Here is a 26,185-nt window from a genome sequence, read left to right as displayed (position 1 = left end):
ATGGCACAGGAAAATAAGAATGATTCAGTCCCGAAATATATCCAAGTACCTGCCGGGTATCTGATGGTGCTCCGGCAGGGCGACGATGTTCTGGCGCAGATTGAAGAACTGGCCACAAAAGAAAAAATCCCGTCCGCCAATTTCTCGGGGATGGGATTTGTGAGCGCCAAATTCGGCTTCTTCAATTTCAAAACGAAAGAGTATGAACCGAAAGAATTCAAGGACGTGGAGCTGGCCAGCATGACGGGCTCCATAGCCTGGCAAAACGGAAAAGTATCCCTTCATACCCATGGAATTGTTACGGACAAGAAATTCAGATCCTGGGGCGGGCACCTGCTCGGTGCTACCGTCGGCACAGGATCGGTGGAGATCATGGTCACCGTTCACGACCGCCAGCTGGAACGTGTCATGGAGCAACCGCTGGGCGCCAATGTGCTCAATTTGGGGCGGGAGGAGTGATTGGTCATAAGTAGTGAGGTGTTGTCATTTTTGGTCATTTATAGTCATTTTTGGTCATTTATAGTCATTTTTAGTCATTTATAGTCATTTTTAGTCATGTTTGGTTTTGTGTTCATGTTTGTTCCAACACCTGGCACATCGACAAATCTTTCAGACTTGACAACAAATGACGATCCTTGACTAAAAATGACCACAAATGACAATCCCTACTAAAAATGAACATTCTTGACAACAAATAGCCACACCTGCAAAACTCAATTCTTCTCATTTCCAAACGGAAACAACGCCGACGGCACATGCGAACGGTTCATAATCCCGCCTAGCTCCCTGGCTTTTTCAGGATGTTTGGAAGCAATGTCCGTGGTTTCTGCGGGGTCTTTCGACAGATCGTAAAGCTCTACGGGGCCTTCCGGATTTGTACTTGCTTTCAGCCGGACCGCTTTCCAATTGCCCTGGCGCACTGCCTGCCTGCCGCCTTGTTCATGGAATTCCCAATACAAAAAGTCGTGTTTTTTCTGGGCCCCTTTTCCAGTCAAAGTGGGTACGATTGAGATGCCGTCAGTATTGGAAGTGACTTTGGTACCGGCCAGTTCCGCAAAAGTAGGGAGCATATCCCAGAACGCCCCGATATGATCATGGGTCGTCCCGGGTTTGATCACGCCTGGCCAGCACGCGGCAAAAGGCTCCCGCATACCTCCTTCGTACAGGTCGCGTTTTACGCCCCGGAACCCGCCGCTGCTGTTGAAAAATTTGGGGTCTGCCCCGCCTTCCACGTGCGGACCGTTGTCACTGGTGAAAATCACCAGCGTATTTTTGTCCAATCCTTTTTCTTTGAGCTTGGCAAGAATCTCGCCCACATAAAGGTCGAGCCGTGAAACCATGGCAGCAAAAGCCGCGTGCGGATGCTCCTGGGAAGCATAGCCGCCTCTGGTAGCATTGGGTCCGTAATCAGCACCCTTATGTGGTTTTTCGGGAAATTTGCCTTTGTAATACTGGAAAATGCTGTCGTCCGGAACGATCAGTTCGGCGTGGGGCAGGATGTAAGGCAAAAACAAAAAGAAAGGTTCTTTACCGTTTTTTGAATCTACAAATTCCAAAGCCTTTTTCTGGATCAGGTCGGGCGCGTATTCCTTATTATGCAGTAGGTTATGATTGGCTTCAAGTACTATTTTTTTTTGATTATCCCAAAGGTGGTTCGGGTAGTAGCGATGCGCCAGGGTCTGGCAATTGTATCCGTAAAACTGATCGAAACCCTGCTTGTTGGGATCGCCCTCAGAGCCTACCGGCCCCAGCCCCCACTTACCGAAAGCGCCGGTCGCATACCCTGCTTTTTTTAAAACCTCTGCGATCGTGATCACCGAATCCGCAATAGGCTGCTGGCCTTCCGGCTGTACGCCGCGATTGCCGCGGATATAGGTATGCCCGGTATGCAGCCCGCTCAGCAACGAAGACCGGGATGGTGCGCACACGCTCGTACCGGAGTAGAACTGGCTGAACTTCGCGCCTTCTTTGGCGAGCCGGTCGATGTTCGGGGTTTTGATCAGTTTTTGTCCGTTAAAACCCACATCGCCGTAACCCAGGTCGTCGGCTAAAATGAAGATAATATTCGGGCGCGGCGCTTTTTTGTTTTGGGCAGATCCGCCGTAATGAAAGCCTATGGTCAATAGCAGAAGCGAGAAAAGATACTTTTTCATTCATTCGTTTTTTGGGGCTCATTGAATAAACCTGTGTTCCCTTTTTCCCAGATTTTGGTCAGCTCGTCAACTATGGACGGATTTTTTGCGGCAACATTATGGTTTTCGTGGGGATCGGCCTGATGATCGTAGAGTTCGACGACCGGTTCTTTTTCCCGGAAATACTTCGTGAGGCGGTACCGGTCGTTTCGCACGGAAATCCCTTTGTTGTAATAACTGTAAGCCACATTGTTCCAATCCGTGTGATTTCCTTTTTTCAGGAGGGGCGCAAAGCTTTTTCCGTCCAGGGCTGGCAGTGTTTTTACGCCGCACAGCTCCATCAATGTCGGATAAATGTCAATCGAGCTTACGATCTGGTCACGGACAGTTCCGCCTTTTGAGCCCGGGTCTTTGACGATCAGCACACTTTTCACCGACTGATCGAAGATGGTATGCTTACCCCAGACGCGGTAATCGCCCAAATGCCAGCCATGGTCGCTCCAAACCACGATAATTGTGTTTTCAGCCAGCCCGGACTCTTTCAGTTGGTCGATCACTTTCCCGATCTGCGCGTCGGTATAGCTGATCGCGGCATAGTAGGCGTGCCTTAGTTTTCTGGCATAAGCATCGGAAACCGGCTTTTCCAGGGAAGCTTTTTCCTCGCCCAGCTTGTACTGGTTAAACTCTGAGCTCGCGTGGAGGCTGGCAGCATTGACGTTTTCCGGAATGTCGGGAGAAGGCGTCAGCGTTATTTTCGATTCATCGTACAGGTCCCAGTATTTTTTAGGAGCAGTAAAGGGAAGGTGCGGCTTGAAAAATCCCACACCCAGGAAAAAGGGCTCCTTTTTTGCAGCCAGTTCTTTTAGTTTTTTGATAGCAAGATTGGCAGTCAGGCCGTCCGGATAACTTTCGTCGGCTACATCTGCGCCTTCGTATGGTTTTACTTCCCCTTTTTCTCCCTGCCGGTTGCTGCCGTCGGCATATCCGAAGAATGCATTCCAGCCGGTTCCCCATTTTCCTGCATCGAAAGGTATTTCATCCCAACTGTTGGGCAGCTCCGGCTTGTCGCTTTTCGGATCATTGTAACCGTACACATAACCGTCGGGCGAGTGGCTAATTTTTCCGATCCCTACTGTATAATATCCATTGCGCCGCAGGTTGTCCACGAATGTCTCAGGCACATCGGTTTTTGCTTTTCCGGCTATACGTTGCTCGATGGCCTCGTTTTTGATCTCAGTGATATTTCTTGGCCTGCGTCCGGTAAGCAGGCTGTACCGCGAAGCACCGCAGGTAGGCTGCGTCACGAACTGGTTCCTGAACACGGTAGCCTGCCCGATCAGCTTATCCAGGTTCGGGGAATGTACGATGGCATTTCCGTAAACTTTCAGGTCGGGGCGCAGGTCGTCGACGCAGATAAAAAGGACATTGGGTTTCTGCTGTTTTTTTTGCGCGGCCGCCGGCATGAAAACGAGGGTGCAGATCCCGATGGAAACCGCGCTCCCGAGTATTATTTTTTTGATCATACTTAATATCCTGAATTCTGTAAAAAATCCCCCGGATTGGTCACCCGGTCAATCTGTGTTTGTGGGATCGGACGTACCAGGTGCATTTCCCTGATATTGGGAGAAGCGTCGAGGTTGTATTTTTTTACCCGTTCCAGCAGCGTACCCGTTCTTTTCAGGTCGTACCATCTGTCGAGCTCGCCCACCAGTTCGCGTGCCCGTTCGTCGAGGATAAAATCCAGGTTAACGTTTGCCGCAGTTATCTGCATTTCTTTTTCTTTTCCTGCAACCGCCGCGCGGGATCTTACAACATTCAGATAATCAGCCGCTTCCGCACTTTTATTTTGCCGCCAGGCAGCTTCTCCGGCGACCAGGTACATTTCAGCCAGTCGTATCACAAAGAAATCCCGTCTGCCATCCTCCGCATTGATGCTCGCCCGGAGTGGGTCAAGGAATTTTTTGACCGCCGGAAACCTTCTGCGCTGCCCACCGCCGAATTCAAGGTTGGTAACATTACCGCCCACCCAGTTGTCATTGAAATCAATAAGCCAGTAAGGAGCTGCATTCTGTACCGCGTCAGCAACCGGATACGGAACGATCTTGATCGCCGTGTCGCCGGGAGATACATTATGTCCGTTGATAACCCCTTTGTTATTGGCGATCCAGACAGTTTTAAAGGTGCCGTCCCAGCGTGCATCTTTGGCCGGATCGAAAAGTTTGATCAGGTAATTGGTAGGCATAAATCGCTGGTAGGGACGCCCGTTGGCCAGGTCCCGGATAATGGTCGGGTTCTGGGCATAGTCGAAGATAAAGAACAAGTGACTTTGGTTACCGGTACCGTTCGTCAGCGGATCGCTGGTATATTGCACCGACCATACTACCTCGGAATTTGTTTCATTTCCAATGTCCCAGAGGCTTGCAAAAGGTTTGACCAATTGGAAATTATAGTTTTTGATCACGGATGCTGCCAGTCTTTCCGCCTCAGCCCAATTGCCTAACGTCAGCTGAACCCGTGCTAGCAGCGCTTCCGAGGCCGGTTTGGAAACCCGACCTACTTTTGCCGGTGTGGCTGGCAGGTTTTCAATAGCAAACTGAAGATCCGGTATGATTCCCTCATTGTAGATCGTTTGTACTGCGGTCCGTTTTGCGGTGGTTTGTACGCCGATCGTCTCTTCCAGCGAAAAGTGCACGTCGCCAAACTGTTGTACCAGGTGAAAATAGCTGAGCGCACGGATAAAACGCGCTTCCGCAATGATCCGCTGTCGTTCACTATCACTTAATCCCTCCACTTTGGGCGCGCGGTTGATCACTGCATTCGCTTGATTGATACCGATATAGAAATTATTCCAGACCGTCGTGATCATACCATTGGTGCCCAGCAAATTGGCCGAGTAATTGTTGATGTCCGGGAAGTTGGTAACCCCGCCAAAACCATTTGTAAAAACGTCGGTCCCGGTTACGGTCAGGAAAAAACTTTCCTGTTTTCCATAAAACAAGCGCAGGGTGGAGTAGGTCGCTTTCAGCCCGTCTTCGATCCCTTTCGGTGTGGCATAATAGCTTTCCGCAGTGGCAAGCCCCACCGGTTTTTCTTCCAGGATATCGTTGCAGGAAGTGACTGTAAGTAATAATAAGAGATATGTTAGTTTTTTCATGTTAGTTATTTTTGGCCGTCAGCTTTCGGCCGTCGGCGTTCGATTCTTTGGTTGTCGGTCTTCGGCCGTCAGTTTTCGTTTTTTTATCTGTGTTGGCCTTTGTTTCGACCGCCGACCGCCCTTTAAAATTTCAAATTAACCCCAAACACATAAGTTGCAGCGCTCATTGGGGTGCTGGCACCTACGATTGCTTTTGATGTAGCGGGATCAAATGCCTCCGGGTCAACCAGTTTGTATTTAGAAAAAATGAAAGCATTGTCGGCCGTTGCATAGATCCGCAGGCTGGAAATACCGGTCTTTCCAAATAGCTTTTTAGGCAGACTATAACCCAGGGTAATGTTCCTGATCTTTACAAAAGAACCGTCAAAATAGCGAACGGCGTCGGCATACAAAGGAGCAGAGGCTGCGTAAGGTATCGGGATCTTATTGGCAGGATTTTCGGGAGTCCAATAATCGAAATTGATGCTGTTGTATCGTCCCTGCCACTGGTTCCCGCCCAGGTTATGGAAGTCGCTCTGGATGGTCTGTCCCTGGCGGGCAAAAACCAGAAATGAAAAATCGATCCCTTTGTAGCCAAACCGGTTGGTAATCCCGCCGCTCCATTTAGGTACGCTGGAACCCAGCACGGTACGGTCGTCGGCGTTGATCTTTCCGTCCGGCGCCTTGGTAAGGTTTCCATCTGCGTCACGTCCGTTCACATCCTCAATTTTAATATCGCCCGGGCGTTGCCCCGCCTCGGCGGCTTTTGCAGCTTCGTTCGTCTGCCAGATCCCGGCTTGTTTGAAACTGTAAAAAACGCTGATCGGCTGACCGATAAACCACTGGTTTCCCACATCATCATCTCGGCCGTTGAACAATTCTACGATCTCTTCCTTATTGGAAAAAACATTGGCCGTTGCGTCCCATTTGAAACCGGAAGATGAATTGATGATGTTACCGCTAAGTGTCAGCTCCCAGCCCTTGTTTCGTGTAGCGCCGATATTCTGCAGGATCGAATTGTAGCCCGACGTGATCGGGATCAGCCTGCTAAGCAGCAGATCGCTCGTTTTGGTATCGTACAATTCCAGCGAGCCGGAGATACGGTCGTTCAGAAAACCGAAATCGACACCGATATTAATGGTTTTCGATATCTCCCATTTCAGGTCCGGGTTGGGGATCACATTCAGGGCATAGCCGAAAGCAGGTTCGGTACCAAATGCATAGGACGAACGTTCCAGGCCGCCAAGCGTCTGATAAGGCTGGATCGACGTGTTGCCGACCTCACCATAGCCCGCGCGGAGTTTCAGGAAAGAAATGGCTTTGTTTTTGTTCAGGAAAGACTCTTCGGACAATACCCAGCCTGCGGAAACTGAAGGGAAAAATGCCCATTTATTGCCCGCTGACAATCTGGAGGAACCATCGGCCCGGCCGGTCAGCGTTAAAAGATACCGGTCTTTAAATCCATAGTTGACCCGGCCCATGTAAGACAAAAGCCCCCATTCGGTCAGCGAACTGCCTTTATCGGTAATGTCCACAGCACTTCCGATATCGTAAAAAGAGGAAGTCTCGATCGGAATATCACGCACGCTGATCAGGGAAGATTCAAACCGGTTTTTCTGGGTGCTGAAAAGTCCCGTTACATTCAGGGAGTGCTTGCCAAACTTTTTATCATAATTCACGATATTTTCGAGCGTGTAGGCAAATGTCTGCTGGTTGTCTACCGTGGCAGTGTTGATGCTTCCGGCCAGCGTTCCGTTATAATTCCCTTTCCTGTAAGTGCTCAGGTCGGGGCCATAGTTGAGGCGGTATGTGAGCCCCTCAGCGATTTTATATTCACCATAAATGTTGGCGAAAACCCTGTATTTCTTGCGCTCGTCCACATATTGGTTGGGCTGATATTCCAGCAAAGGGTTGGTCGCATTTCCTTCTCGCGGGTTCGGGTAAGCAACGAAATTTCCGTTGGCGTCATAAGGCAGGATCAGCGGTGAAAATGACAAAGCATTGGAATAAGGCGCATTGGCCATTACATTCCGGACATCGTTTGTCACCGTGGCGCTTACACCTACCTTTAAACGTTCCGTCAGCTTGCTTTCAATGTTGGCCCGTACAGAATACCGCCGGTAATCACTTTTCTGCTGGATGCCTTTTTCATCAAAAAACGATCCGGACAGATAATAGGTCGTATTTTTTGAACCGCCGCTGGCCGACAGCTGGTGGCTTTGCTGCACACCGTCGCGCAGGATGAGGTCGAGCCAGTCGGTGGAAACTCCTTTTGCGAGGTTCTCTATTTCCAGTCCGCTCAGAAAGGAGGCGTCCTGGCTGGCATCATCGGCCGCCAGTCCTCTCGATGCACGGATGTACCGGGAAAAATCTGTCCCAGTCATCAGATTGATATCCTTTTTGGCCTTTTTGATACCATAATAACCGTCGTAACTGATCACAGCTTTTCCCTCCCGGCCTTTTTTGGTCGTAATAATGATTACCCCGTTTGCACCCCTCGAACCATATATTGCCACGGAACTTGCATCTTTCAGCACTTCCATCGATTCAATATCATTTGGGTTAAAATCGCTAATGCTCACGTCGGTAGGGATGCCATCCACTACATACAGCGGGTTGTTGCTCGCGTTGATCGACCTATTCCCCCGGATCCTGATCGTGAAATCGGAACCAGGCGCACCGTTCGACTTTACAATGTCCACGCCAGCCAGCCGTCCCTGCGCATTGGCGAGGAAGTTGGCGGCAGGGGTTTCGGCGATATCTCTGGCGGAAATGGACGAAATAGCGCCGGTAAGGTCACGTTTCTTCTGGGTTCCGTAGCCTACTACCACCAGTTCATCCAGCTGGCGGGTGTCGTTTTCGAGGCTGATATTGATTACCGACTGGCCGTTAATGTTCACTTCTTTGCTGATGTAGCCAATTCCGGAAAAAACAAGAATTCCATTTGCCGGAGCGCTGATGTCAAAGTTTCCTTCTCCGTCCGTGGAAGTTCCTGTTGTTGTGTTTTTCAGGATGACGTTCACGCCGGGCAGGGTCGACTGGTCTGACCCTGACGTTACCTTTCCCCGGATACTCTGGGCATGCGCATGCAATCCCAGCAAGAGCACGATTGCGAGGGCTATGTATTTGTTTTTTCTAAAAGGATGATCTGGGATACTTTCGTTCATGGTTGCTATGGGTTAGTTCTTCGGTAGTTGCGCAAATGGAGTAGTCGATAGCAATTCTAACTATCGGCTTTATAGATTTAATAAAAACAGAAGAGATGCATGAAGATGAGAAGATGGTGGTTGTTTATAATCTACTTAATTGATGGACAAAGTAAGAATATTAAATTTTATCAGTCAAGGTATTTGTGAACATCTTCTTTTCTTATCATTTGTCATGATTATCATACAATCACAAGGGGATTTAGAATTTTCTGTGGGTGAATATCACTGTACCCATTTATTAAAAAAGACAGGGTCAGGCCTGCTATATCTTTGAAAATCACGACCGGATTCGAAGCTGAGGTATTATTCCGGTGACAATGGGCCACCTTTTTCTGACGGCAGATAAAAAATATCAATTTGACACTTTAATATAGAATAAAATATAAAAAACTTAGGTAATTTGCCGAAAAAATTAGCTTTTTAAGTTAAAAATTTACATTTTTCTTATTCGAAAATCAGTTAGGATAAAGAATGGGCTTACTCAAAAAGGTATACGGTAACGCAGATAAAGATCCTGATGAAGAACTTCTGGATCTGGAAGGCTTTTTCCGTGAATACTATGACCGTCTCGTTTATTTTTCGCTGCAGATCGTGAAAGACAGGGACCTGGCCAGGGATATCGCACAAGACGCTTTCATCAAATACTGGCAGCAGCGGGATTCTATGATCCCCAACAACACCGCAGTCAAGAATTTCCTCTACAGTACGGTGCGTAATGCCAGCTTCAACAGTTTGCGGCATTACAAAGTTGTACAGGAATATGCAGGAAAACTGGGTGGAGAGGAACCGGAAGAAGCGTCGGTGATGGAGGCTATGATCACTGCCGAAGTACTCGCCGAAATTCACAGCGCCATTGAATCCCTTCCGGAGCATTACAGGGTGATTTCCGTGATGGGTTACATGGAAGGAAAAAAGAATCAGGAAATAGCAGACTGTCTCGGCATGTCTGTCAATACCGTCAAAAAACAGAAACAGCGTGCTTTAGAATTGCTGCGCTTGAAACTTACCCCCGAATTATTTGCGATAGCCACGCTGATGCTAGGCTCGTAGATTCTGCCAATATGGCTGATTTTTAAAGTATTACCAAAGTACCGCTCCCCGCCAAAAAATAATTATCTTAAATTTTATATTTTTTTTATCCTATTTGTTTCCCTGGGTGTCTCTATAGTGAAAAAGAGATAATATGGAGAATTATCAGGAATATTTCCGGCAGTCGGGCCTCATCATCAAATACCTCAAAGGCCAGCTGACAGACCCGGAAAAAGAACAACTGGAATCCTGGCTAAACGAAAACGAACAAAACCGCACGCTGTTTACCAAACTAACCGAAGAGCATTTCATCGGCCATGAACTTGAAGTTTTCAGCTTACTGGAAAAGGACACGGACTGGGAGAAAATTCTTTCGGAAATTAAGGATCAGGAAAAAATACAGGTCTCGTATATAGGATACCGTTGGATGAGATATGCCGCAGCCGTAATTTTGATGGTTGGCGTGGGCGTCGGGATTTACAGCTACAAACACAGCTTTACGAATAAGCCGGCTGAAGTGGCGGATGTCAAGATCGTGCCGGGCGGAAACAAGGCAGTACTTGTTCTGGAAGATGGAAAACGGATTACGCTCGACGACGCCGACCAGGGAGAAATCGCCCGGCAGGCCAATATGATCATTACCAAAACGGGTGACGGGCAATTGGTTTACGACGTCTCAGCATCAGCCATTCCTGGTAAAGGCGGAAAACTGAAGCAATATAACGCAGTGACCACGCCCAGGGGAGGGCAGTACAGGATCGTGCTTCCCGATGGTAGTAAAGTCTGGCTTAATGCAGCTTCATCGCTCCGTTTTCCTACCAAATTCGATGCACATTGCCGGTTGGTGGAACTGAAAGGAGAAGCCTATTTTGAAATTAACCCATTGAAAAACAGGGTTGCCGGAAAAGGAAAAAGGGTTCCTTTCAGGGTGGTTTCAGGCGAGCATGTGGTGGAAGTGCTTGGTACACATTTCAATGTGAGCAGCTACGAGGACGAAAGAATGATAACGACAACACTCCTGGAAGGCAAGGTGAGGGTAGTAAGGGCGGAACCCGGGGAACCCCCGCGAAAACAGGTGGGAGTGATGCTCAAGCCCGGCGAGCAGTCTGTGATGTCGTTGCGTGAACCGGAGAAAATCCGGGAAATTTCAGTCAGGCCGGTGGATACCGAGGAAACCGTGGCCTGGAAAAACGGCCAGTTCCAGTTCAGGGACGCCGATTTGCCGACCATCATGAGGCAGATTGCCCGGTGGTACGACGTAGATGTGCAGTTTCAGGGAAAGCTGCCGGATACCAAATTCAGGGGTAAGATTTCAAGAGATGTACCTGTGGCTGAATTACTTAAAATATTGCAAACCAGCGGAGTTAACTTCAAAACAGAAGGGAGGAAAATAATTATTACATCTTGATCCACACGTTAGTATTCACAAGGTCTTTACTAACAATGGGGTTATTCTGAAAAAAGCCGGAAAGTGTAGCGAGCACCTCCGGCGACGGTCGGGATAGTCCTGCCTGTAACCAAACAGGAAACAAAAATCCAATGCAGTAGGAGTTTTTTCTAATCACCAAAACCTTCGTAAAGATATGAATTATTCTACATTCTACCTACAATGTTATGTCTACAGACAGTGGGGTAAGCTTGTCCCGGAATTCCTTACCGGCATTCAAAGGATGTCTCCGGCTACAAAAAAGAAGATTGTCATGAGGATGAACTTTATTTTCGCACTCATTCTGACATCCTGTTTGCACATTTATGCGACCGGTAACGCCCAGCGCGTAACACTCTCCGAAAAAAATGTGACGCTGGAGACAGTGATGGACAAGATCGAAAAGCAAACAGGCTACCATTTCTGGTTGCAGACCGATCTGCTCAACAAGAGTAACAGCGTATCGGTAAAAGTGCGGAATGCACCTATGGAAGCCGTTCTCAACGAGGTTTTCAGAGGACAGCCCCTAAGCTATTCGATCATCGGCAAAACAATCGTGATCCGCAAAAAAGAGCCGGAAAGCGAAAGGAAGGATGAGTCTTCTATTCAGAAACTTCTCAAAAACCCGATTCAGGAAATCAGGTCCATTGAAAGGATGGAGTCGTCTCTGGGGGCTAAAATTACGCTGACGCCCAGGGCTGAACGAGAAGTCAAGGGAAAAGTGACCGACGAAGCCGGGGGTGTGCTGCCGGGTGTGAACATCCTTTTGAAAGGAACACAGAGAGGTACGGCCACCGATACGCAGGGCAATTACAACCTCATTATTACGGACAAAGAGGAAGCGGGCGGCGCAGCGGTACTGATATTTTCTTTTGTAGGTTACCTGCCGCAGGAGATCAACGTGAGCAACCGGACGGTCATTGATGTACAATTGAAACCGGATCTGAAAGTCCTGGATGAAATCGTGGTGGTGGGTTACGGTACCCAGAAAAGAAGTGATGTTACCGGCGCCATCGGCTCGGTAAGTGCCAAGGAAATTGAAAATGAGCCTGTGATCCAGGTGGGACAGGCTTTACAGGGGAAAGTTCCTGGTCTCCAGGTTTCACAAAACTCAGGGGCGCCCGGCTCCGGATTGCTGATCCGTGTACGGGGAACCGGTACCGTCAACAATGCCGAACCGCTGTATGTGATCGACGGCAACCCGAACAGCAGCCCGCTCGATATCGCGCCGGAACAGATCGAAAGTATCCAGGTTTTGAAAAGCGCCAGTGCCGCTGCTATTTACGGTGCACAGGGTGCCAACGGGGTGGTTTTGATCACTACCAAACAAGGAAAGGCAGGCAAATCCCAGCTGGACATCAGCTTGTCGCAAGGCTTGCAGCAGATCCGCAAATATTTCCCGGTGACCAACGCGCGCCAGTATGCGATACTTTACAATGAAGGGCTTGTCAATGCCGGCCAAAAACCGCTTTACCCCGATCCTGATGCTTTGGGCGAAGGTACCAACTGGCAAAAAGAGGTTTTTCAGGTGGCACCTATGACAGATCTTTCGCTGTCGGCGAGTGGCGGGAGCGAGTCGAGCAAATTCTATTTTTCAGCGGGTTATGTAAACCAGGAAGGTATTCTCAAAGGTTCTTCCTTTAACCGGGTGAACCTGCGTATCAACTCTTCGCACAACATCACGCCTGCGATCCGGGTCGGACAGAATCTCCTGGCGAGTATGGCGCAGTACAAACAGCTTTCAGAGTTTGCTTTTGGATCTACACTTGGCAATACATTGACGGCAAACCCTGAAATTCCTGTGAAAATGCCTGACGGCGGCTGGGGTTTTTCACCCACTTCCCTTAACTCGACAAATCCCCTGGCAGCTATTCATTATACCAACAACGACACCAGGCGCCCCGTGCTGAACGGAAACGTTTATGCTGACATTACCCTTTTCAAAGACCTTGTTTTCCGTTCCCAGTTCAACTTCAACATGGGCTATACCGAGAACTCCATTTTTACCCCGGCCTACCGGATTTCAGCAAGTACTTTTAACGACGTAGCCAACCTCACCGAAAACACCACACGTTTCCGGGAATACAGCTGGGCCAATACCCTTACCTATCAGAAAACCATCGGCGATCATAATTTTGATGTACTGGCCGGGATTACCGCACAGGAGTCCTATACCCAGAACATCTCGGCCTATGCGGCGGGCTTGCCCTTGAATGCCACGGACAACAAAAACCTGCGTTATCTTGACCTCTCAACACAGGGTAACCGGGTAGGCGGTGGCGCCGGCGAGTGGGGGATTTTATCGTTTCTCGGTCGGGTGAACTACAATTACAAAGGCAAGTATTTCACAACGATCAACTTCCGCGCGGACGGTTCTTCACGGTTTGGTGAAAACAATAAATTCGGTTATTTCCCTTCCTTTTCACTGGGATGGAAAATGTCCGAAGAGGAATTCCTGAAAAACGCCGGCTGGGTCAACAACCTGATGCTGAGAGGTGGATGGGGGTCACTGGGAAACCAGAATTCACTGAGAAACTATGCTTTTGCAAGTTTGGTGACGCCTAATATCAACTATACTTACGGTACTTCGCAGGCAGTAACAAGGGGCCAGGCGATTACAAGCGTGGGAAATCCCGATCTGAAATGGGAGTCGACCAAAGAAACAAACGTCGGTTTTGATTTTACAGGATTTAACGGCAAGATCATCGCTTCCGTGGATATGTATAACAAAGAAACTACGGATATGCTGCTGCAAGTGCCTGTGGTCCAGTACTCAGGTATAGAGCAGGCCCCGTTTGTGAACGGAGGAAATGTTACCAATAAAGGGATTGAGCTGATGCTGGGTTATGACAAGAACAATTCGACGCCCGGCGGTTTTGACTACAGTATTTCCGGAAACATCTCTTTTAACAAAAACAAAGTAACCAGGCTGAGCAACGCGGGAACTGCCATCAACCAGCAGATCAGCTTTGTAGGCCTTGTAAACATCACCCAGATCGGCAGCCCGATCGCGTCATTCTACGGCTGGCAGACCGACGGTATCTTCCAGAGCAAGGAAGAAGTGGATGCGCATGCTTTTCAAAGCTCAGGAACCGCGCCGGGCGACATCCGGTTTGTGGACCGCGACGGAAACGGCGTGATCAATGCCTCCGATCAGACGATCATTGGCAATCCATGGCCCAAATTCACTTACGGATTAACCTCGACTGCTTCCTACAAAGGATTTGATATCAAGCTGCAATTGCAGGGTACACAAGGCAATGACATTTTTATGGGCCTGAAATTCCGGATGGAAGGTGCCAACTTTTTCAACTACACCCAGAATGTATGGGATAACCGCTGGACAGGTCCGGGAACAAGCAATAAAGTGCCGCGTTTGAATACCAACGACCCTAACAACAACATGCGTTCGTCCCAGTTTTATGTGGAAGACGGCTCCTACCTGCGGGTAAGAAATATCCAGATCGGATACAAAGTACCCCGCAACCTCGTGAAGCTTCGCAATTTCAGGGTTTATGCGTCCGTGCAGAACGCACTGACATTCACCAAGTACCCCGGTTTTGATCCCGAAATTGGTACAAACCGTGATAACAACCCGCTCTACATCGGGATCGATGAGACCAATTATCCAATTCCCCGCATTTACACATTGGGCGTGAACATCGGAATTTAAGAGGAAACACCGGAATTAATTTTTTAGCAATAACTAAATTCTAATCAGTGATGAAGCATTTATCTTATATCTCATATACTTTACTATGCTGGTTGATCCTGGGTTGTCAGAGCATACTGGAGAAAGATCCCCTCGCGCAGATCAGTGCGGTTAACGCCTATATCACTGCGGATGACGCAAAAAGGGCATTGACTGCCGCATATACACCCCTGGCTGGGAACAACTGGTGCTGTACTTATGTGGGTACCGGCTATATGCACTGGGTACTGGCGAATGTGGCCTCAGACGATACCGAAAAAGGCGGTGAGTCCGGTTCCGATCAGCTGTACGCGCAGCAGATCTCTCTTTTCAATATTCCTTCTGACAATGATGCGATCCGTTTTGCGTGGTCTACGGAGTACATCGGGATCCGCCGGGCCAATCTGGTGCTGGACAATATTCCAGGGATCACGATGGATGATGCGCTTAAAAACCAGTATCTGGCGGAAGCGAAGTTTTTACGCGCCTGGTACTATATCAATTTGGTAAAAACATTTGGCGATGTGCCCCTGATCCTCACAGCGAACCAGAATGTCTACGATCTCGAACGGGCGCCCAAACAGGCTGTGTACAATCAGATCATCAAAGACTTGCAAGAGGCCATCCCTGTCTTGCCGGAAGCCAGTAAATATCCCGCTGCTGACCGGGGACGTGCTACCAAAGGTGCTGCATCGGCTTATCTGGGCAAGGTTTACCTGTATCTGAATGACTTCGTGAAAGCAGAAGAATGGTTTGGGAAAGTCATCAATTCGGGAGAATATGCTTTGGACCCTAACTATCTCGGTATGTTCCTCCGCGCCGGTGAAAACAGTAAGGAGCACATTTTTCAGGTACAGTTTGTAAACGACCAGGGTGCACAGCCAGCCAATAACCAGCTCAATATCGTCATGGCAAGCCGTGCCAGGAATGGCTGGGGCTTCAACCTGCCTACCCAGGATTTTGTGGATGCATTTGAGCCGGGCGACCCGCGCATGGCACAGACAGTTTACAAAAACGGCGACGTAATGCCGGACGGACTGGTAGCCAATGTCGGTAACAGTACTACGGGTTATTTGAATAAAAAAATGTATGTTCCTGAATACGAAAGAATTGCAGGGGCTATTCAGGCTGGTCGGGACGATATTTACATGCGTATGGGTAAAGTGTTACTCTGGTATGCAGAGGCTGCCAATGAAAACGGAAAACCTGCGGTTGCCCTTGCTGCGCTGAACCAGGTACGCGCCCGCGCCCGGGGCGGAGCGGCAGGTATTTTGCCCGACGTGACCGTTACGGACAAAGTGGCGCTGAGGGAAAAGATCTGGCATGAGCAGCGTGTGGAGTTTGGCCAGGAATACGAACGCTTCTTTGAACTGGTACGCCAGGGACGTGCCGGAAAAGTAGTAAGGGCCTACGCGACCAAATACAATACTGCAAAAGGCTCGGGCTTCCGCGACGGTGTAAACGAAATATTCCCGATCCCGCAGCTGGAAATCAACCTGAGCAAAGGAAAGCTGAAACAAAATAACGGTTACTAGCCATCGACTCCGCTGACATATGAAGAATTCATCTGTCGGCCTGAGCGAACGGGACCGCCCGGCGGTCGAAGGCACGAGCGAAAGCCCGCCTGGCAAAGGTGGGCAATCAATAAAACCATATCCAATGAAACCATTCATATTACTAATAGCATGCACATGTTGGTCGGTGTTTTCATTTGCCCAATCAGGTTCGGATGCTGAAAAGCCGGATTTCGGGCTGACTTTCATGCCCGAATATACCTTCAAAGGATCCAGCCTCGGCGGGTCGACTACCATAGGCGACGCAACGTGGCAGGCGCAAAATGGCGAGCTGATCGGGAAGGCAAAACCGGGTACATCCGGCGGCTGGCTGGTTCTTGACAAATCGGCTTATCAGGATATCAGTTTTCACGCTTTGTTCAAATGTAGTGGCGAGGCAGAAACTGCTGTGATTTTCAGGCTGGAAAAGACAGGCACTGGCATGAAAGGGGTTTTGCTTTCGATCGGGAAAGATGGAGTTGCGCCCTATTCCGTAACGCTAGATGCCCGTGGCAAGGAAACCGGTCGTGAAAAATTGAGGAATGCCGGCGGTATTTATTATCGCCTGGCGCCTCCCGAAGTCAAAAACGACCCTCAGGCAGCCCGGAGAAATGCTATGCCTCCGAGACCGACTCCTCCGTCGGACTTACCGGTGACCAGGCCGAATACCGATCTGCGTCCGGGACAATGGAACCAGATCGAGGTTTTCCTGGAAGAGAACGTGATCCGGAATTTCCTGAATGACGGCGGGGAAGTCGGCGGTGCGGTGGACGGGGATTCTGCTTTGCACGCTTTTGGTCCGGTGGCAATACTGGCGTCAGGTTCGGGTGAGGTACGTTTTAAAGATATCATGCTCAAAGATCTGTCTGTCCGGGAAACACCTGTCGAAAAATCTTCGTCGCGCTTCAGGGTGCAGCGGATCAGCGATATGTATTATTCCTGGGGCGCTGATGCGGCGGATTTTAACAAAGACGGATCCATGGATGTGGTGGCAGGCCCGTACATATATTTTGGGCCGGATTTTACAAAACACAAGGAGATTTTCACGGCAATAGCCGTTGGGCCTTCCAAGGAATTTACCAGTACCAACGTGCAGTTTACCTATGATTTCAACGGTGACAGCTGGCCCGATGTGCTGACCAGCCCTTCCAGAGCGGTGCTTTTTATAAATCCCAAAGGCGAGTCCCGTCGCTGGAAAAGCTACGATATCCTGCCTTCCGTACAAAGCGAGATCACCGATTTTGTTGACATCGACAAAGACGGAGTACCAGAGCTGGTATATGCGGCGGAAGGCTTTATGCGGTACGCCAAATTTGACAAAAATGATCCCGGCAAACCCTGGAAGGAATATACCATTTCCGGCAAAGGCTACGGAATGGCCCACGGGATAGGCACCGGCGATATCAACGGTGACGGACGTATGGACCTCCTGAACGCAATGGGCTGGTGGGAGCAGCCTGCAACGCTAAATGCGGAAACGACCTGGAAATACCATCCGATCGCTTTTGGCAGGTACGGGCGGCGCGGCAGTAACATTGGTGGGAGTTTGATGGCGGTTTATGATGCAAACGGCGACGGGCTGAACGATGTCGTGACCAATCTCAACGTGCACGGTTTCGGCCTTGCCTGGTTCGAGCAGAAGCGCGATGCGAGCGGCAACATTACTTTCACCCGGCATATGATCAGTGATGATTATTCCGCAAAAAGCGCGGGCAACGTCACATTCTCGCAGGCACATGGTGCCACTTTTGCCGACGTGGATAAAGACGGCATCCCGGATTACATTGTCGGGAAAAGGAATTTCACCCACCTCGACAATATGTACGATCCTGATTCCTACGGTCCCTCGGTATTGTACTGGTACCGGACGGTGAGGAATCCGAAGGCGCTGGGCGGTGCGGAATTCGTTCCTGAACTGATCCATAACCGTTCGGGTGCAGGCTCGGAAGTGACCGCTGTGGATATCAATAAGGACGGTGCTGTCGACATCATTACGTCCACGAACAAAGGCACTTTCATTTACTGGAATGTAGGTACCAAAGCAAAGAAATAATTAACCCATCCAACAAGATACGATTATGAAACTATCTCTTTTTGTACTGATGCTTTTCATAGGCGTCATCCTGACCATACACCTGACCATGAACGCGCAGGTAGGCGTGATCATCAAAAATGCAAAGATCGGGAATGCTGTTTTCTGGACGATAGGCGCTATTACTGCGATCATTATCGGTTTTACATCCTTTGATTCAGAAGCATTGGCCCGGGTGAAAGAAGTGCCTTTGTGGCTGCTGACGGCCGGTGCCATGGGCGCTGCACTTGTATTCGGCATAGCCTGGACCATGCCTCAGATCGGTGCCGGGTCGGCAGTGGTACTGATGATCGCCGGACAGATCATTACCGGAATGGTCGTGTCGCATTTCGGCGCCTTTGGGTCGCCTGTCGAGCCGGTTTCGATGATGAAAATAATCGGTGCACTGCTGCTGATCGGCGGCGCGGGCATTGTAACACTTGCCAAGTAAAGACATAAATTTTTGAGGATATGAAGAACACTAATTTAAGCAGGAGAGATTTTGTAAAAATCGCGGGCATGGGAAGTGCCGCTTCATTATTGGGACCTTCGCTGGCTTTTAGTGAAATGGCAAAAAAATTCCAGATCGGTTCCACTTTCATATTGTGGGGATACGGGGCCGACAATCTGGAAACGTCCCTCGTTGATATGAAGAAACTGGGGTACCATTCCTTTGAAACTTTCGGGCATGTGATCGAAGAATGGGAGACCAAACGCGGCGGCTTCAAGGAAGTGGTCGCCAAGCATGGTGTCCCTATCATTTCGGCATTTTGCATGACCGATGTGCTGGATCCCTCCAAACGCAAAGACGAGCTGAAAAAACTGATCAGATGGTGCAAGCTCACCCGGGAAAATGGCGGGAAAGTGATAGAATATTGCCCAACCGGTATCAAAAGGGAAGGTTACGACTACAAAGAGCACAAAAAGGACCTGGTGGAATCCATGAACGAATATGCGAAAGCGGTTACCGACGAAGGCCTCGTTTGTGCCTTGCACCCGCATACCGGCACGCCGATAGAAACCTCGGAAGAAGTGTACTTCATCATGGAAAACCTGGATACCAAATACATGAAATTCGGTCCGGATGTGGGCCAGCTCGAGAAAGGCGGGGCGGATCCTGTGAAGATCGTGAACGATTTCCTTCCGCTGGTGGAGCATGTCCATTTGAAAGATTATGCCGGAGGGGACAACGGTTACTTAGGCTATGCGCCTCTTGGCAAAGGGAAAGTGGATTTGAAAAAAATCCTTGATATGCTCGAAACGCGCCGTGACAAAATGGCGGGTATGATCATGTTCGAGCTGGATTCGGACAAGAAAATCAAACCGGCGGTGTCCGACTTCGAAGCGGCTAAGATTTCAAGGGACTACCTTCAAAAACTGGGGTACAAGTTCAAGGCTTAAACACAGATCAATCAATTTCATGTGCGCTGCTGTTCCGGAAGGGTTTTTCGGAAGAAAGGAAAACTATATCCTGCAAACGCACTTTCTGAAAATTAACTTATGGAAATTCTCAATAATTATATCGACGGCAGCTGGGTCAGGAGCAGTGAGACCAACACGGTGGACGTAGTAAACCCTGCCTCCCAGGAAATTCTGGGAAAGGTACCGCACGGGACCAACACTTTTGCGGACGTGGACAGGGCTGTTGAAGCCGCCTCCAACGCGTTCAGGATATGGCGCGATGTGCCGGTGATGCGCAGGGTGCAGCCATTGTACAAACTGAAACAATTGCTGGAAGAAAATGCCGAGGATATTGCCAGGACGATCACGCTGGAATGCGGCAAAACGCTGGTTGAATCCAGAGGAGAAGTGCAGCGCGCCATCGAAAACGTGGAGGTGGCCTGCGGTACCCCGACTTTGATCCAGAGCGAGTTTTCGGAAAATATTGCACCCGGCATTGATGAGTTCATGATCCGCCAGCCCCTGGGCGTCTGCGCCTGTATTGCACCTTTCAATTTTCCGGGGATGATCCCGTTCTGGTTCCTGCCTTATGCCATAGCCTGCGGGAATGCATTTATCATCAAACCTTCGGAAAAAGTACCGCTCACTATGCAGAAAGTTTTCCACCTGCTCGACCAGCTCGATTTACCAAAAGGGGTGATCAATATGGTGCATGGCGGCAAAGAAACGGTCGACGCTTTGCTGGAACATCCGGAGGTCAGGGCGATCAGTTTTGTGGGCTCCACGCAGGTAGCCAAATACATTTACGGAAAAGGTGCCGCCAACGGAAAACGCGTGCAGGCACAGGGCGGCGCCAAAAACCCGGTCGTGATATTACCCGATGCAGATATAGAAATGTCTGTAAAGATCATTACAGACAGCGTTTTTGGCTGTGCTGGCCAGCGTTGTCTGGCAGCTTCCAATATCATTACGGTGGGTGACAATGGAAATATCAAGGACGCCCTTTACGAATCTGCCAGATCGCGGACTACCGGTTACGGCCTGGATGAAAGCATAGAAATGGGGCCGGTCATTACCGCCGACAGCCGGTCAAGGATCGAGTACCTGATTGAAAAAGGCGTAAAAGAAGGCGGCAATGTGCTGCTGGATGGCCGGAATGCAAAGATCGAAGGATTTGAAAAAGGGAATTTTATAAAACCTACGATCCTGGAAGGCCTGCCGCTCGACGGCGACATCATCCGCACGGAGATTTTCGGCCCGGTCATGAGTTTGATCGAGCTGGAAACCGTCGAAGATGCACTCGGATTTATCAATGGAGGCCGGTATGGCAATATGGCGTGCCTGTTCACGAGCAGCGGAGCCAATGCACGCAAATTCAGGAATCAGGCAGTTGCCGGTAACATCGGTATCAATATCGGCGTTGCCGCACCTATGGCGCAGTTTCCGTTCAGCGGCTGGAATGAGAGCTTTTTTGGCGACCTCCACGGTCAGGGACGACATGCCATCGAGTTTTTTACCCAAACCAAAGTGGTCATAGAAAGATGGCCGAAAGAGTGGTCGCGAAAATTCTGAGAACAAGTATAAACAGATTTTAATTATCAGGCATTTATAAAATATTTCAATTTTGGAAAAAGCATTTTGCCCGCCGTTTAGGTTGCAGACGAAGATGAATTTTCTGGGGATAGACTGTACCGTTACGGATCTCAGTCATACCATCAGTACCGAGGACCCGACGTTCATCGGCCACCAGCGGACGCTGATCTGGAACCATTTGTCGCACGAAGAGACACAAAAAATGGGTCTTACCAAACCGCCTTATTCTTACAAAGTGGTTGGTTTTACGATGTGCGACCATTCCAATACCCACGTGGATGCGATCAATCACGTGGTCAATGAGCCCGACGCAAGGGCCGTGAATGAGCTTCCTCTGGAATGGTTCATGGCGCCCGGGGTATGGTTTGATTTTTCCCACAAAGAACCGGCCAGCTATATTACCCGTGAAGATATTGAAAAAGCGATCGCGGAAACCGGCGTCACCATCAAGCCGCAGTCGGTAGTGCTTTACCATACGGGTTGGTACAAAAAGTGGAAAGAGCCTTTCGAGTATATCAAAGGCTACCCCGGCCTCGACCGCAGCGCCATCGAATACCTTAACGACCTCGGGGCGATCAGCGTAGGGGCCGACGCGCCGAGCATCGACAGCCATAACGAAGTAGCAGTCGTGAAAGAACAGCCCGCCCACATCGTATGCCGCGAACGTGAAATCCTGAACATTGAAAATCTAGCACAAGTCGACCTGATCCCTGCCCATGAATTCTGGTTTGTGGGGTTGCCATTGAAAATCAAAGGCGGCTCCGGCTCTCCATTCAGAGGCGTGGCGATTGTTCCTGATAAAAAATAAAAGCTCAAAAAAGAACTATGAATTTACCTGAACAAATGGATGCGCTTGTACTCAGAGGAGTCAGGGATTTTGCCATTGAAACGATAGCAGTGCCTTCGCCTATGGAGGACGAAGTAGTATGCAAAGTAGATACAACTTTCATCTGCGGTACCGATCCGCACATTATCGGAGGTGATTTTCCTGGCTTCTGGCCAACCGGATTTCCTTTTGTACCGGGGCACGAATGGTCGGGTACGGTGGTAAAAACCGGTCTGAAGTCGGCCCGCCTCGGCTGGAAAGAAGGCGACCGGGTCTGCGGGATCTCGCATTGCGGCTGCGGCTATTGTGAAATGTGCCTGAAAGGACGTTACAACATTTGTCTCAATTACGGGCATGAAGAACGCGGTCACCGGCAGTACGGGCACTATACACCAGGAGCTTATGCGCAATACATGTGTACATCGATCAAAAGCATATTCAAAGTCCCCGATTCGATGTCGCTGGAATATGCGGCTTGCGTGGATCCGCTGAGCATTGCATTGTATACTGTAAAAAGGTCCCGGATGCAGCCGGGTGACGACATTCTGATCATCGGTACAGGCCCGCAGGGACTCATGGCAATACTCTGTGCCAGGGCGCTGGGAGCGGGAAGGATTTTCGCGGCAGGCAGCGGCGAAAGATTAAAAAAAGCAGAAGAACTGGGTGCCATACCCATTGACTATACACACGAGGATGTGGTCGAGAGAGTCCGCGAGTTTACGAACGGGCGGGGGATTCCGGCGGTGCTGGAATGTGCCGGCACATCCAAATCATTGACGCAGGCATGTCTGGCGGCTTCCAAAGGCGGGGTCGTCTCCGTGATCGGGATCCCGCATTCCGATCCTTCGCTTCCGCTGAAACGCATTGTGCTGGATGAAGTGGAACTTGTGGGTAACCGTGCCAATCCAAATACTGCCCAGCCAACGATAGAGTTGCTGGTCAACAACCGCATCGACCTCACGCCCCTGATGACACACAGGTTTGAACTCAAAGATTTCGCGACTGCGCTGGACATTTTTGAAAAAAGAAAAGACGGAGCGATCAAAGTAGCGACCAAGCCCAACGGAATGAACTGATTTTAAGCTTATAAAAACAAACTGAAATGAGCAATAAAGTAATGATCGTAAGCGGTGGCGCATCCGGACTGGGTTTGGCTGCTGCTGTTAAATTCGCTAAAAACGGATATGACATTGTTCTCATCGATATCAATGAGGAAAAAGGTAAAAGGGCTGAGGAGGAGATCAAAGCACTGGGTCAGGATGCTGTTTTCTGTCTTTGTGATATATCCAATAACGAGCAGATCCAGCAGGCTGCGGAGGTTTGCAAACAAAAATTCGGCCGGGCCGATGTGCTCATCAACAATGCCGGGCTGGAAATCCGGGGCAGCATTCTGCAATGTGACGAGGCCGAATGGAACCGCACCTACGATATCAACCTGCGCGGGATCTATTATATGGCTAAAGCTTTTGTGCCCATGATCATGGAACAGGGAGGCGGCTCGGTCATCAATACAGGATCTATTCTGGGGTACCGCACCGTTGGTGAACGTGCAGCTTATTCGTCGTCCAAAGGTGCCATAGACACCCTGACCCGCAGCATGGCGTTTGATCTGGCGGACGAAAATATCCGCGTCAACTGTGTGGCACCCGGGGCTATCGATACCCCCTTGCTGAGAGGCTCCATCAACGACTCGCCTGACCCCGAAGCAACCGAAAAGTTCCTGGGTTCCAAAAGCGTCTTCAACCGCATGGGTACCCCCGCCGAAGTAGCCAACGTCATGTATTTCCTGGCATCCGACGAAGCCTCGTTCGTGACAGGGGCGACCTATTTCGTGGATGGAGGGTGGTCGATATTGTGACGGCTGTCGGCTAGTGGCTGTCAGCCATCGGCTGTTGAAAGCGATTTCATGTGGCTGTCGCCGTCACCATGTACCTGACAAAGAGTGATCACAAATGGCAAAACCACCAGATTTTCTTATGATGAACGATATATTAAACCAAGAAGTAACCCTGAGCCGACGGCCGACAGCTGATCGCTATCAGCCCCTGAATAACAACGCCCTGATCAGTAAAGGAATCACCCATTTGCTAGAAATCAAGGATTCGGATATACGGCTGCTGAGCCTGCACCAATGCCGGCGCGCAGTGGACAATGCCATTCATATCGGAGGCGCATTTTCATCCACGATACCGATGGTGAGCCTGTTTTATGGCGGTATCATCGAAGTGAATGTCGAGGAGCCGACTGCTCCCGGTCAGGATATGTTTGTGCTGAGTAAAGGTCACGCGGTGGCGACGCTGGCATCGATCTACGCGGACCTCGGGTATTTTGATAAATCGGTACTTGAAAATTCGCGTTCGATTTCCAGTATTCTTAACGGACATCCCGGCCCGCTTTTGCCCGGAGTACATGTGGCAACCGGTCCTATGGGGCAGGGCATGGGCGTCGCCCAGGGATTTGCGATAGCCGGCCAGAAATCACCCCGATTTGATGTATATGCTGTCACCGGTGATGGTGAACTGCAGGAAGGTTCTATCTGGGAAACGGTGATGTACGCAGGTTACAAACGTCTCGAAAACCTGTGTGTGATGGTCGATAACAACGGTGGCCAGCTTGACATTATCAATACCCTCCATTTTCCTTACCACGGCCTGGGCGTAAGCTTTGCCAGTTTTGGATGGCGGGTAATCGAGGTGGATGCCACCAAGTACCATACGGTTTACAGTGCTTTGCACGAATTCAAATATGGCCAAAGAGACGGCAGGCCCACCGTGATCATTTGTAAGTCAACCAAAGGGCACGGCGGCTTTTCCGATTATATGAACAACCACAAAGTGTCGATTACGGACGAATTACTGGATCAGGAAGCCGGGTTGCAGCAACAGCAGCGCGCAGCCAGGGAAAAGGAGTTTTGCGCTTTTTTCAACGCGCTTTCCGCAGAAGAAAAACATGCGGACGTCGCGTCGACATTAACCAGGCATGCCTCGGATATTGGGTTCACCATTGAATTTGGAAAAAAAGACGCGATCCGGGTGACACCGGTGGCTGCAACAGTAAAAACCCGCAAAGCCCCGGAAAGGGACAAACAGATCAGTTACAATGCGCAGGCACTTCCCAGATTGGAAAAAGGCAAATCGTTTGGCGCACACAAAGTAATTGAGTCGGCGATGAAAGTTTTCGCGAAAGACGAACGCATTGTCTCCGTCGATTCAGACCTCGCTTCGACGAGCGGCTTACAGGCCGGGGTTGGTTTTGTCGACAAAGCGCGAGCATTGAATGTAGGCGTAGCCGAGGCCAATATGATGCTGATCGGGGAGGCTTTCGGGATACTTGGCGCCAATACCTGGATCAGTACTTTCTGCCCTTTTTACGACTGGAAAGTGCTCCGCCGCATCGCAGTAGGGCATCAGGAACGGCTGGAAGTGATTGCGGAGAAAGGCTGGCTTTCGGAAGGGCACGGCATAGATTTGACCATGGTAGCCACCGCCGCCGACCTGGAAACCCAATCGAACGGCGCTACCCACATGGGCAACGATGATGCGCTGCTCCTGAACGAGACGGCTTTTGTAAAAATTATCAATGTATCCTGTCCGCAGCAGCTGCTGGGTGTTTTGAAATGGATCGCAGCCGGTAACAAAGGCATTATTTACATGCGGATTTTAAGGGCTGCCGCGAACGTGATCTACGACGCTGATTTTGAATTTGAATTTGGCAAAGCATACCAAATAAAAACTTCTGAAACTGCCGAAGCCCATATCGTGACAAGCGGCCGCGGGGTTTACGAAGCATTGGGCGCAGCCGATGCACTGGAAGCAAAAGGTATTGCGGTCAACGTGATCGATATGCCTTCGGTTGATGAACAAACGATTCTGGATCTTTACAGGTCGGGGAAACCAATTTTTATTGCCGAGCAGAACAATGGTTTTCTCTGGACGAATTTCAGGAAGGTGCTTTTTGCAAATGAAAGATCCATTGATACAAAAAATCTCATTCCGATCAATACCACCGACAACGGAAAATTGCACTACATACACTCGGGAACCTATACCGAGCTGGCCGCCCACTATGGACTGGATGCCGTGAAATTGAGCGAAAGGGTATTGACAACCTTAAAGAAATAA

Annotated in this window: 17 protein-coding genes; 13 read left to right on the top strand and 4 right to left on the bottom strand. The window is 49.7% G+C overall.

Annotation, left to right across the window (positions count from 1 at the left end; genetic code table 11):
• Positions 1-459, top strand: a complete 459-nt coding sequence (locus FBF61_RS07755; protein WP_229214949.1) for a PPC domain-containing DNA-binding protein — start codon at positions 1-3, stop codon at positions 457-459.
• Positions 460-713: 254 nt separating this feature from the next.
• On the opposite strand, the gene FBF61_RS07750 is transcribed toward FBF61_RS07755, so the two are convergent.
• From FBF61_RS07750 to FBF61_RS07735, 4 genes are all read right to left on the bottom strand, one after another.
• A complete protein-coding gene (locus FBF61_RS07750; RefSeq protein WP_138476634.1) occupies positions 714-2,153 on the bottom strand; it encodes an arylsulfatase in 1,440 nt (479 codons plus the stop codon).
• On the bottom strand, positions 2,150-3,655 hold the full coding sequence (locus FBF61_RS07745) for a sulfatase (RefSeq protein ID WP_138476633.1): 1,506 nt from the start codon (positions 3,653-3,655) through the stop codon (positions 2,150-2,152). Before FBF61_RS07745 ends, FBF61_RS07750 begins: the two co-directional genes overlap by 4 nt.
• 2 nt (positions 3,656-3,657) lie before the next feature.
• Positions 3,658-5,286, bottom strand: a complete 1,629-nt coding sequence (locus FBF61_RS07740; RefSeq protein WP_138476632.1) for a RagB/SusD family nutrient uptake outer membrane protein — start codon at positions 5,284-5,286, stop codon at positions 3,658-3,660.
• A 122-nt stretch (positions 5,287-5,408) separates the two neighbouring features.
• A complete protein-coding gene (locus FBF61_RS07735) occupies positions 5,409-8,432 on the bottom strand; it encodes a SusC/RagA family TonB-linked outer membrane protein (RefSeq protein WP_138476631.1) in 3,024 nt (1,007 codons plus the stop codon).
• A 513-nt stretch (positions 8,433-8,945) separates the two neighbouring features.
• Here FBF61_RS07735 and FBF61_RS07730 point away from each other — a divergent pair.
• The 12 genes from FBF61_RS07730 to FBF61_RS07675 all read left to right on the top strand — a co-directional run bounded on the left by FBF61_RS07730 (position 8,946) and on the right by FBF61_RS07675 (position 26,185).
• Entirely contained in the window at positions 8,946-9,524 is a 579-nt protein-coding gene (locus FBF61_RS07730) for an RNA polymerase sigma-70 factor (protein WP_138476630.1), read from the top strand.
• Positions 9,525-9,657: 133 nt separating this feature from the next.
• The gene (locus tag FBF61_RS07725) at positions 9,658-10,911 is read left to right on the top strand and encodes a FecR family protein (protein WP_138476629.1); all 1,254 of its coding nucleotides are present in this window, start codon (positions 9,658-9,660) and stop codon (positions 10,909-10,911) included.
• A gap of 175 nt (positions 10,912-11,086) precedes the next feature.
• A complete protein-coding gene (locus FBF61_RS07720) occupies positions 11,087-14,602 on the top strand; it encodes a TonB-dependent receptor (protein ID WP_138476628.1) in 3,516 nt (1,171 codons plus the stop codon).
• A gap of 50 nt (positions 14,603-14,652) precedes the next feature.
• Complete coding sequence (locus FBF61_RS07715; protein ID WP_138476627.1) at positions 14,653-16,155, top strand: RagB/SusD family nutrient uptake outer membrane protein; 1,503 nt, start codon at positions 14,653-14,655, stop codon at positions 16,153-16,155.
• Between the two features lie 19 nt (positions 16,156-16,174).
• Complete coding sequence (locus tag FBF61_RS07710) at positions 16,175-18,226, top strand: FG-GAP-like repeat-containing protein (protein ID WP_138476626.1); 2,052 nt, start codon at positions 16,175-16,177, stop codon at positions 18,224-18,226.
• Between the two features lie 25 nt (positions 18,227-18,251).
• The gene (locus FBF61_RS07705) at positions 18,252-18,695 is read left to right on the top strand and encodes a DMT family transporter (RefSeq protein WP_138476625.1); all 444 of its coding nucleotides are present in this window, start codon (positions 18,252-18,254) and stop codon (positions 18,693-18,695) included.
• 20 nt (positions 18,696-18,715) lie between these two features.
• Entirely contained in the window at positions 18,716-19,645 is a 930-nt protein-coding gene (locus tag FBF61_RS07700; protein ID WP_138476624.1) for a TIM barrel protein, read from the top strand.
• Positions 19,646-19,744: 99 nt separating this feature from the next.
• A complete protein-coding gene (locus FBF61_RS07695; protein ID WP_138476623.1) occupies positions 19,745-21,217 on the top strand; it encodes a CoA-acylating methylmalonate-semialdehyde dehydrogenase in 1,473 nt (490 codons plus the stop codon).
• 52 nt (positions 21,218-21,269) lie between these two features.
• Positions 21,270-22,046 (top strand): cyclase family protein, encoded by a 777-nt coding sequence (locus FBF61_RS07690; protein ID WP_138476622.1) that lies wholly within the window; start codon positions 21,270-21,272, stop codon positions 22,044-22,046.
• A gap of 17 nt (positions 22,047-22,063) precedes the next feature.
• Positions 22,064-23,140, top strand: a complete 1,077-nt coding sequence (locus FBF61_RS07685; protein ID WP_138476621.1) for a zinc-dependent alcohol dehydrogenase — start codon at positions 22,064-22,066, stop codon at positions 23,138-23,140.
• 26 nt (positions 23,141-23,166) lie between these two features.
• Complete coding sequence (locus tag FBF61_RS07680) at positions 23,167-23,922, top strand: SDR family NAD(P)-dependent oxidoreductase (protein ID WP_138476620.1); 756 nt, start codon at positions 23,167-23,169, stop codon at positions 23,920-23,922.
• Between the two features lie 118 nt (positions 23,923-24,040).
• Positions 24,041-26,185: a thiamine pyrophosphate-binding protein gene (locus FBF61_RS07675; RefSeq protein ID WP_205748244.1), complete on the top strand. Its 2,145-nt coding sequence runs from the start codon at positions 24,041-24,043 to the stop codon at positions 26,183-26,185.

It is taken from the genome of Dyadobacter bucti (assembly GCF_005869225.1).
Taxonomy (GTDB): domain Bacteria; phylum Bacteroidota; class Bacteroidia; order Cytophagales; family Spirosomataceae; genus Dyadobacter; species Dyadobacter bucti.
This window is presented reverse-complemented; position numbering and strand designations above follow the sequence as displayed.

What these genes read in the sequence shown, in the direction of transcription:
- FBF61_RS07755 (WP_229214949.1), top strand. Translation starts at nt 1, where the DNA reads ATGGCACAGGAAAATAAGAATGATTCAGTCCCGAAATATATCCAAGTA.
- FBF61_RS07750 (WP_138476634.1), bottom strand. Translation starts at nt 2,153, where the DNA reads ATGAAAAAGTATCTTTTCTCGCTTCTGCTATTGACCATAGGCTTTCAT.
- FBF61_RS07745 (WP_138476633.1), bottom strand. Translation starts at nt 3,655, where the DNA reads ATGATCAAAAAAATAATACTCGGGAGCGCGGTTTCCATCGGGATCTGC.
- FBF61_RS07740 (WP_138476632.1), bottom strand. Translation starts at nt 5,286, where the DNA reads ATGAAAAAACTAACATATCTCTTATTATTACTTACAGTCACTTCCTGC.
- FBF61_RS07735 (WP_138476631.1), bottom strand. Translation starts at nt 8,432, where the DNA reads ATGAACGAAAGTATCCCAGATCATCCTTTTAGAAAAAACAAATACATA.
- FBF61_RS07730 (WP_138476630.1), top strand. Translation starts at nt 8,946, where the DNA reads ATGGGCTTACTCAAAAAGGTATACGGTAACGCAGATAAAGATCCTGAT.
- FBF61_RS07725 (WP_138476629.1), top strand. Translation starts at nt 9,658, where the DNA reads ATGGAGAATTATCAGGAATATTTCCGGCAGTCGGGCCTCATCATCAAA.
- FBF61_RS07720 (WP_138476628.1), top strand. Translation starts at nt 11,087, where the DNA reads ATGAATTATTCTACATTCTACCTACAATGTTATGTCTACAGACAGTGG.
- FBF61_RS07715 (WP_138476627.1), top strand. Translation starts at nt 14,653, where the DNA reads ATGAAGCATTTATCTTATATCTCATATACTTTACTATGCTGGTTGATC.
- FBF61_RS07710 (WP_138476626.1), top strand. Translation starts at nt 16,175, where the DNA reads ATGAAGAATTCATCTGTCGGCCTGAGCGAACGGGACCGCCCGGCGGTC.
- FBF61_RS07705 (WP_138476625.1), top strand. Translation starts at nt 18,252, where the DNA reads ATGAAACTATCTCTTTTTGTACTGATGCTTTTCATAGGCGTCATCCTG.
- FBF61_RS07700 (WP_138476624.1), top strand. Translation starts at nt 18,716, where the DNA reads ATGAAGAACACTAATTTAAGCAGGAGAGATTTTGTAAAAATCGCGGGC.
- FBF61_RS07695 (WP_138476623.1), top strand. Translation starts at nt 19,745, where the DNA reads ATGGAAATTCTCAATAATTATATCGACGGCAGCTGGGTCAGGAGCAGT.
- FBF61_RS07685 (WP_138476621.1), top strand. Translation starts at nt 22,064, where the DNA reads ATGAATTTACCTGAACAAATGGATGCGCTTGTACTCAGAGGAGTCAGG.
- FBF61_RS07680 (WP_138476620.1), top strand. Translation starts at nt 23,167, where the DNA reads ATGAGCAATAAAGTAATGATCGTAAGCGGTGGCGCATCCGGACTGGGT.
- FBF61_RS07675 (WP_205748244.1), top strand. Translation starts at nt 24,041, where the DNA reads ATGATGAACGATATATTAAACCAAGAAGTAACCCTGAGCCGACGGCCG.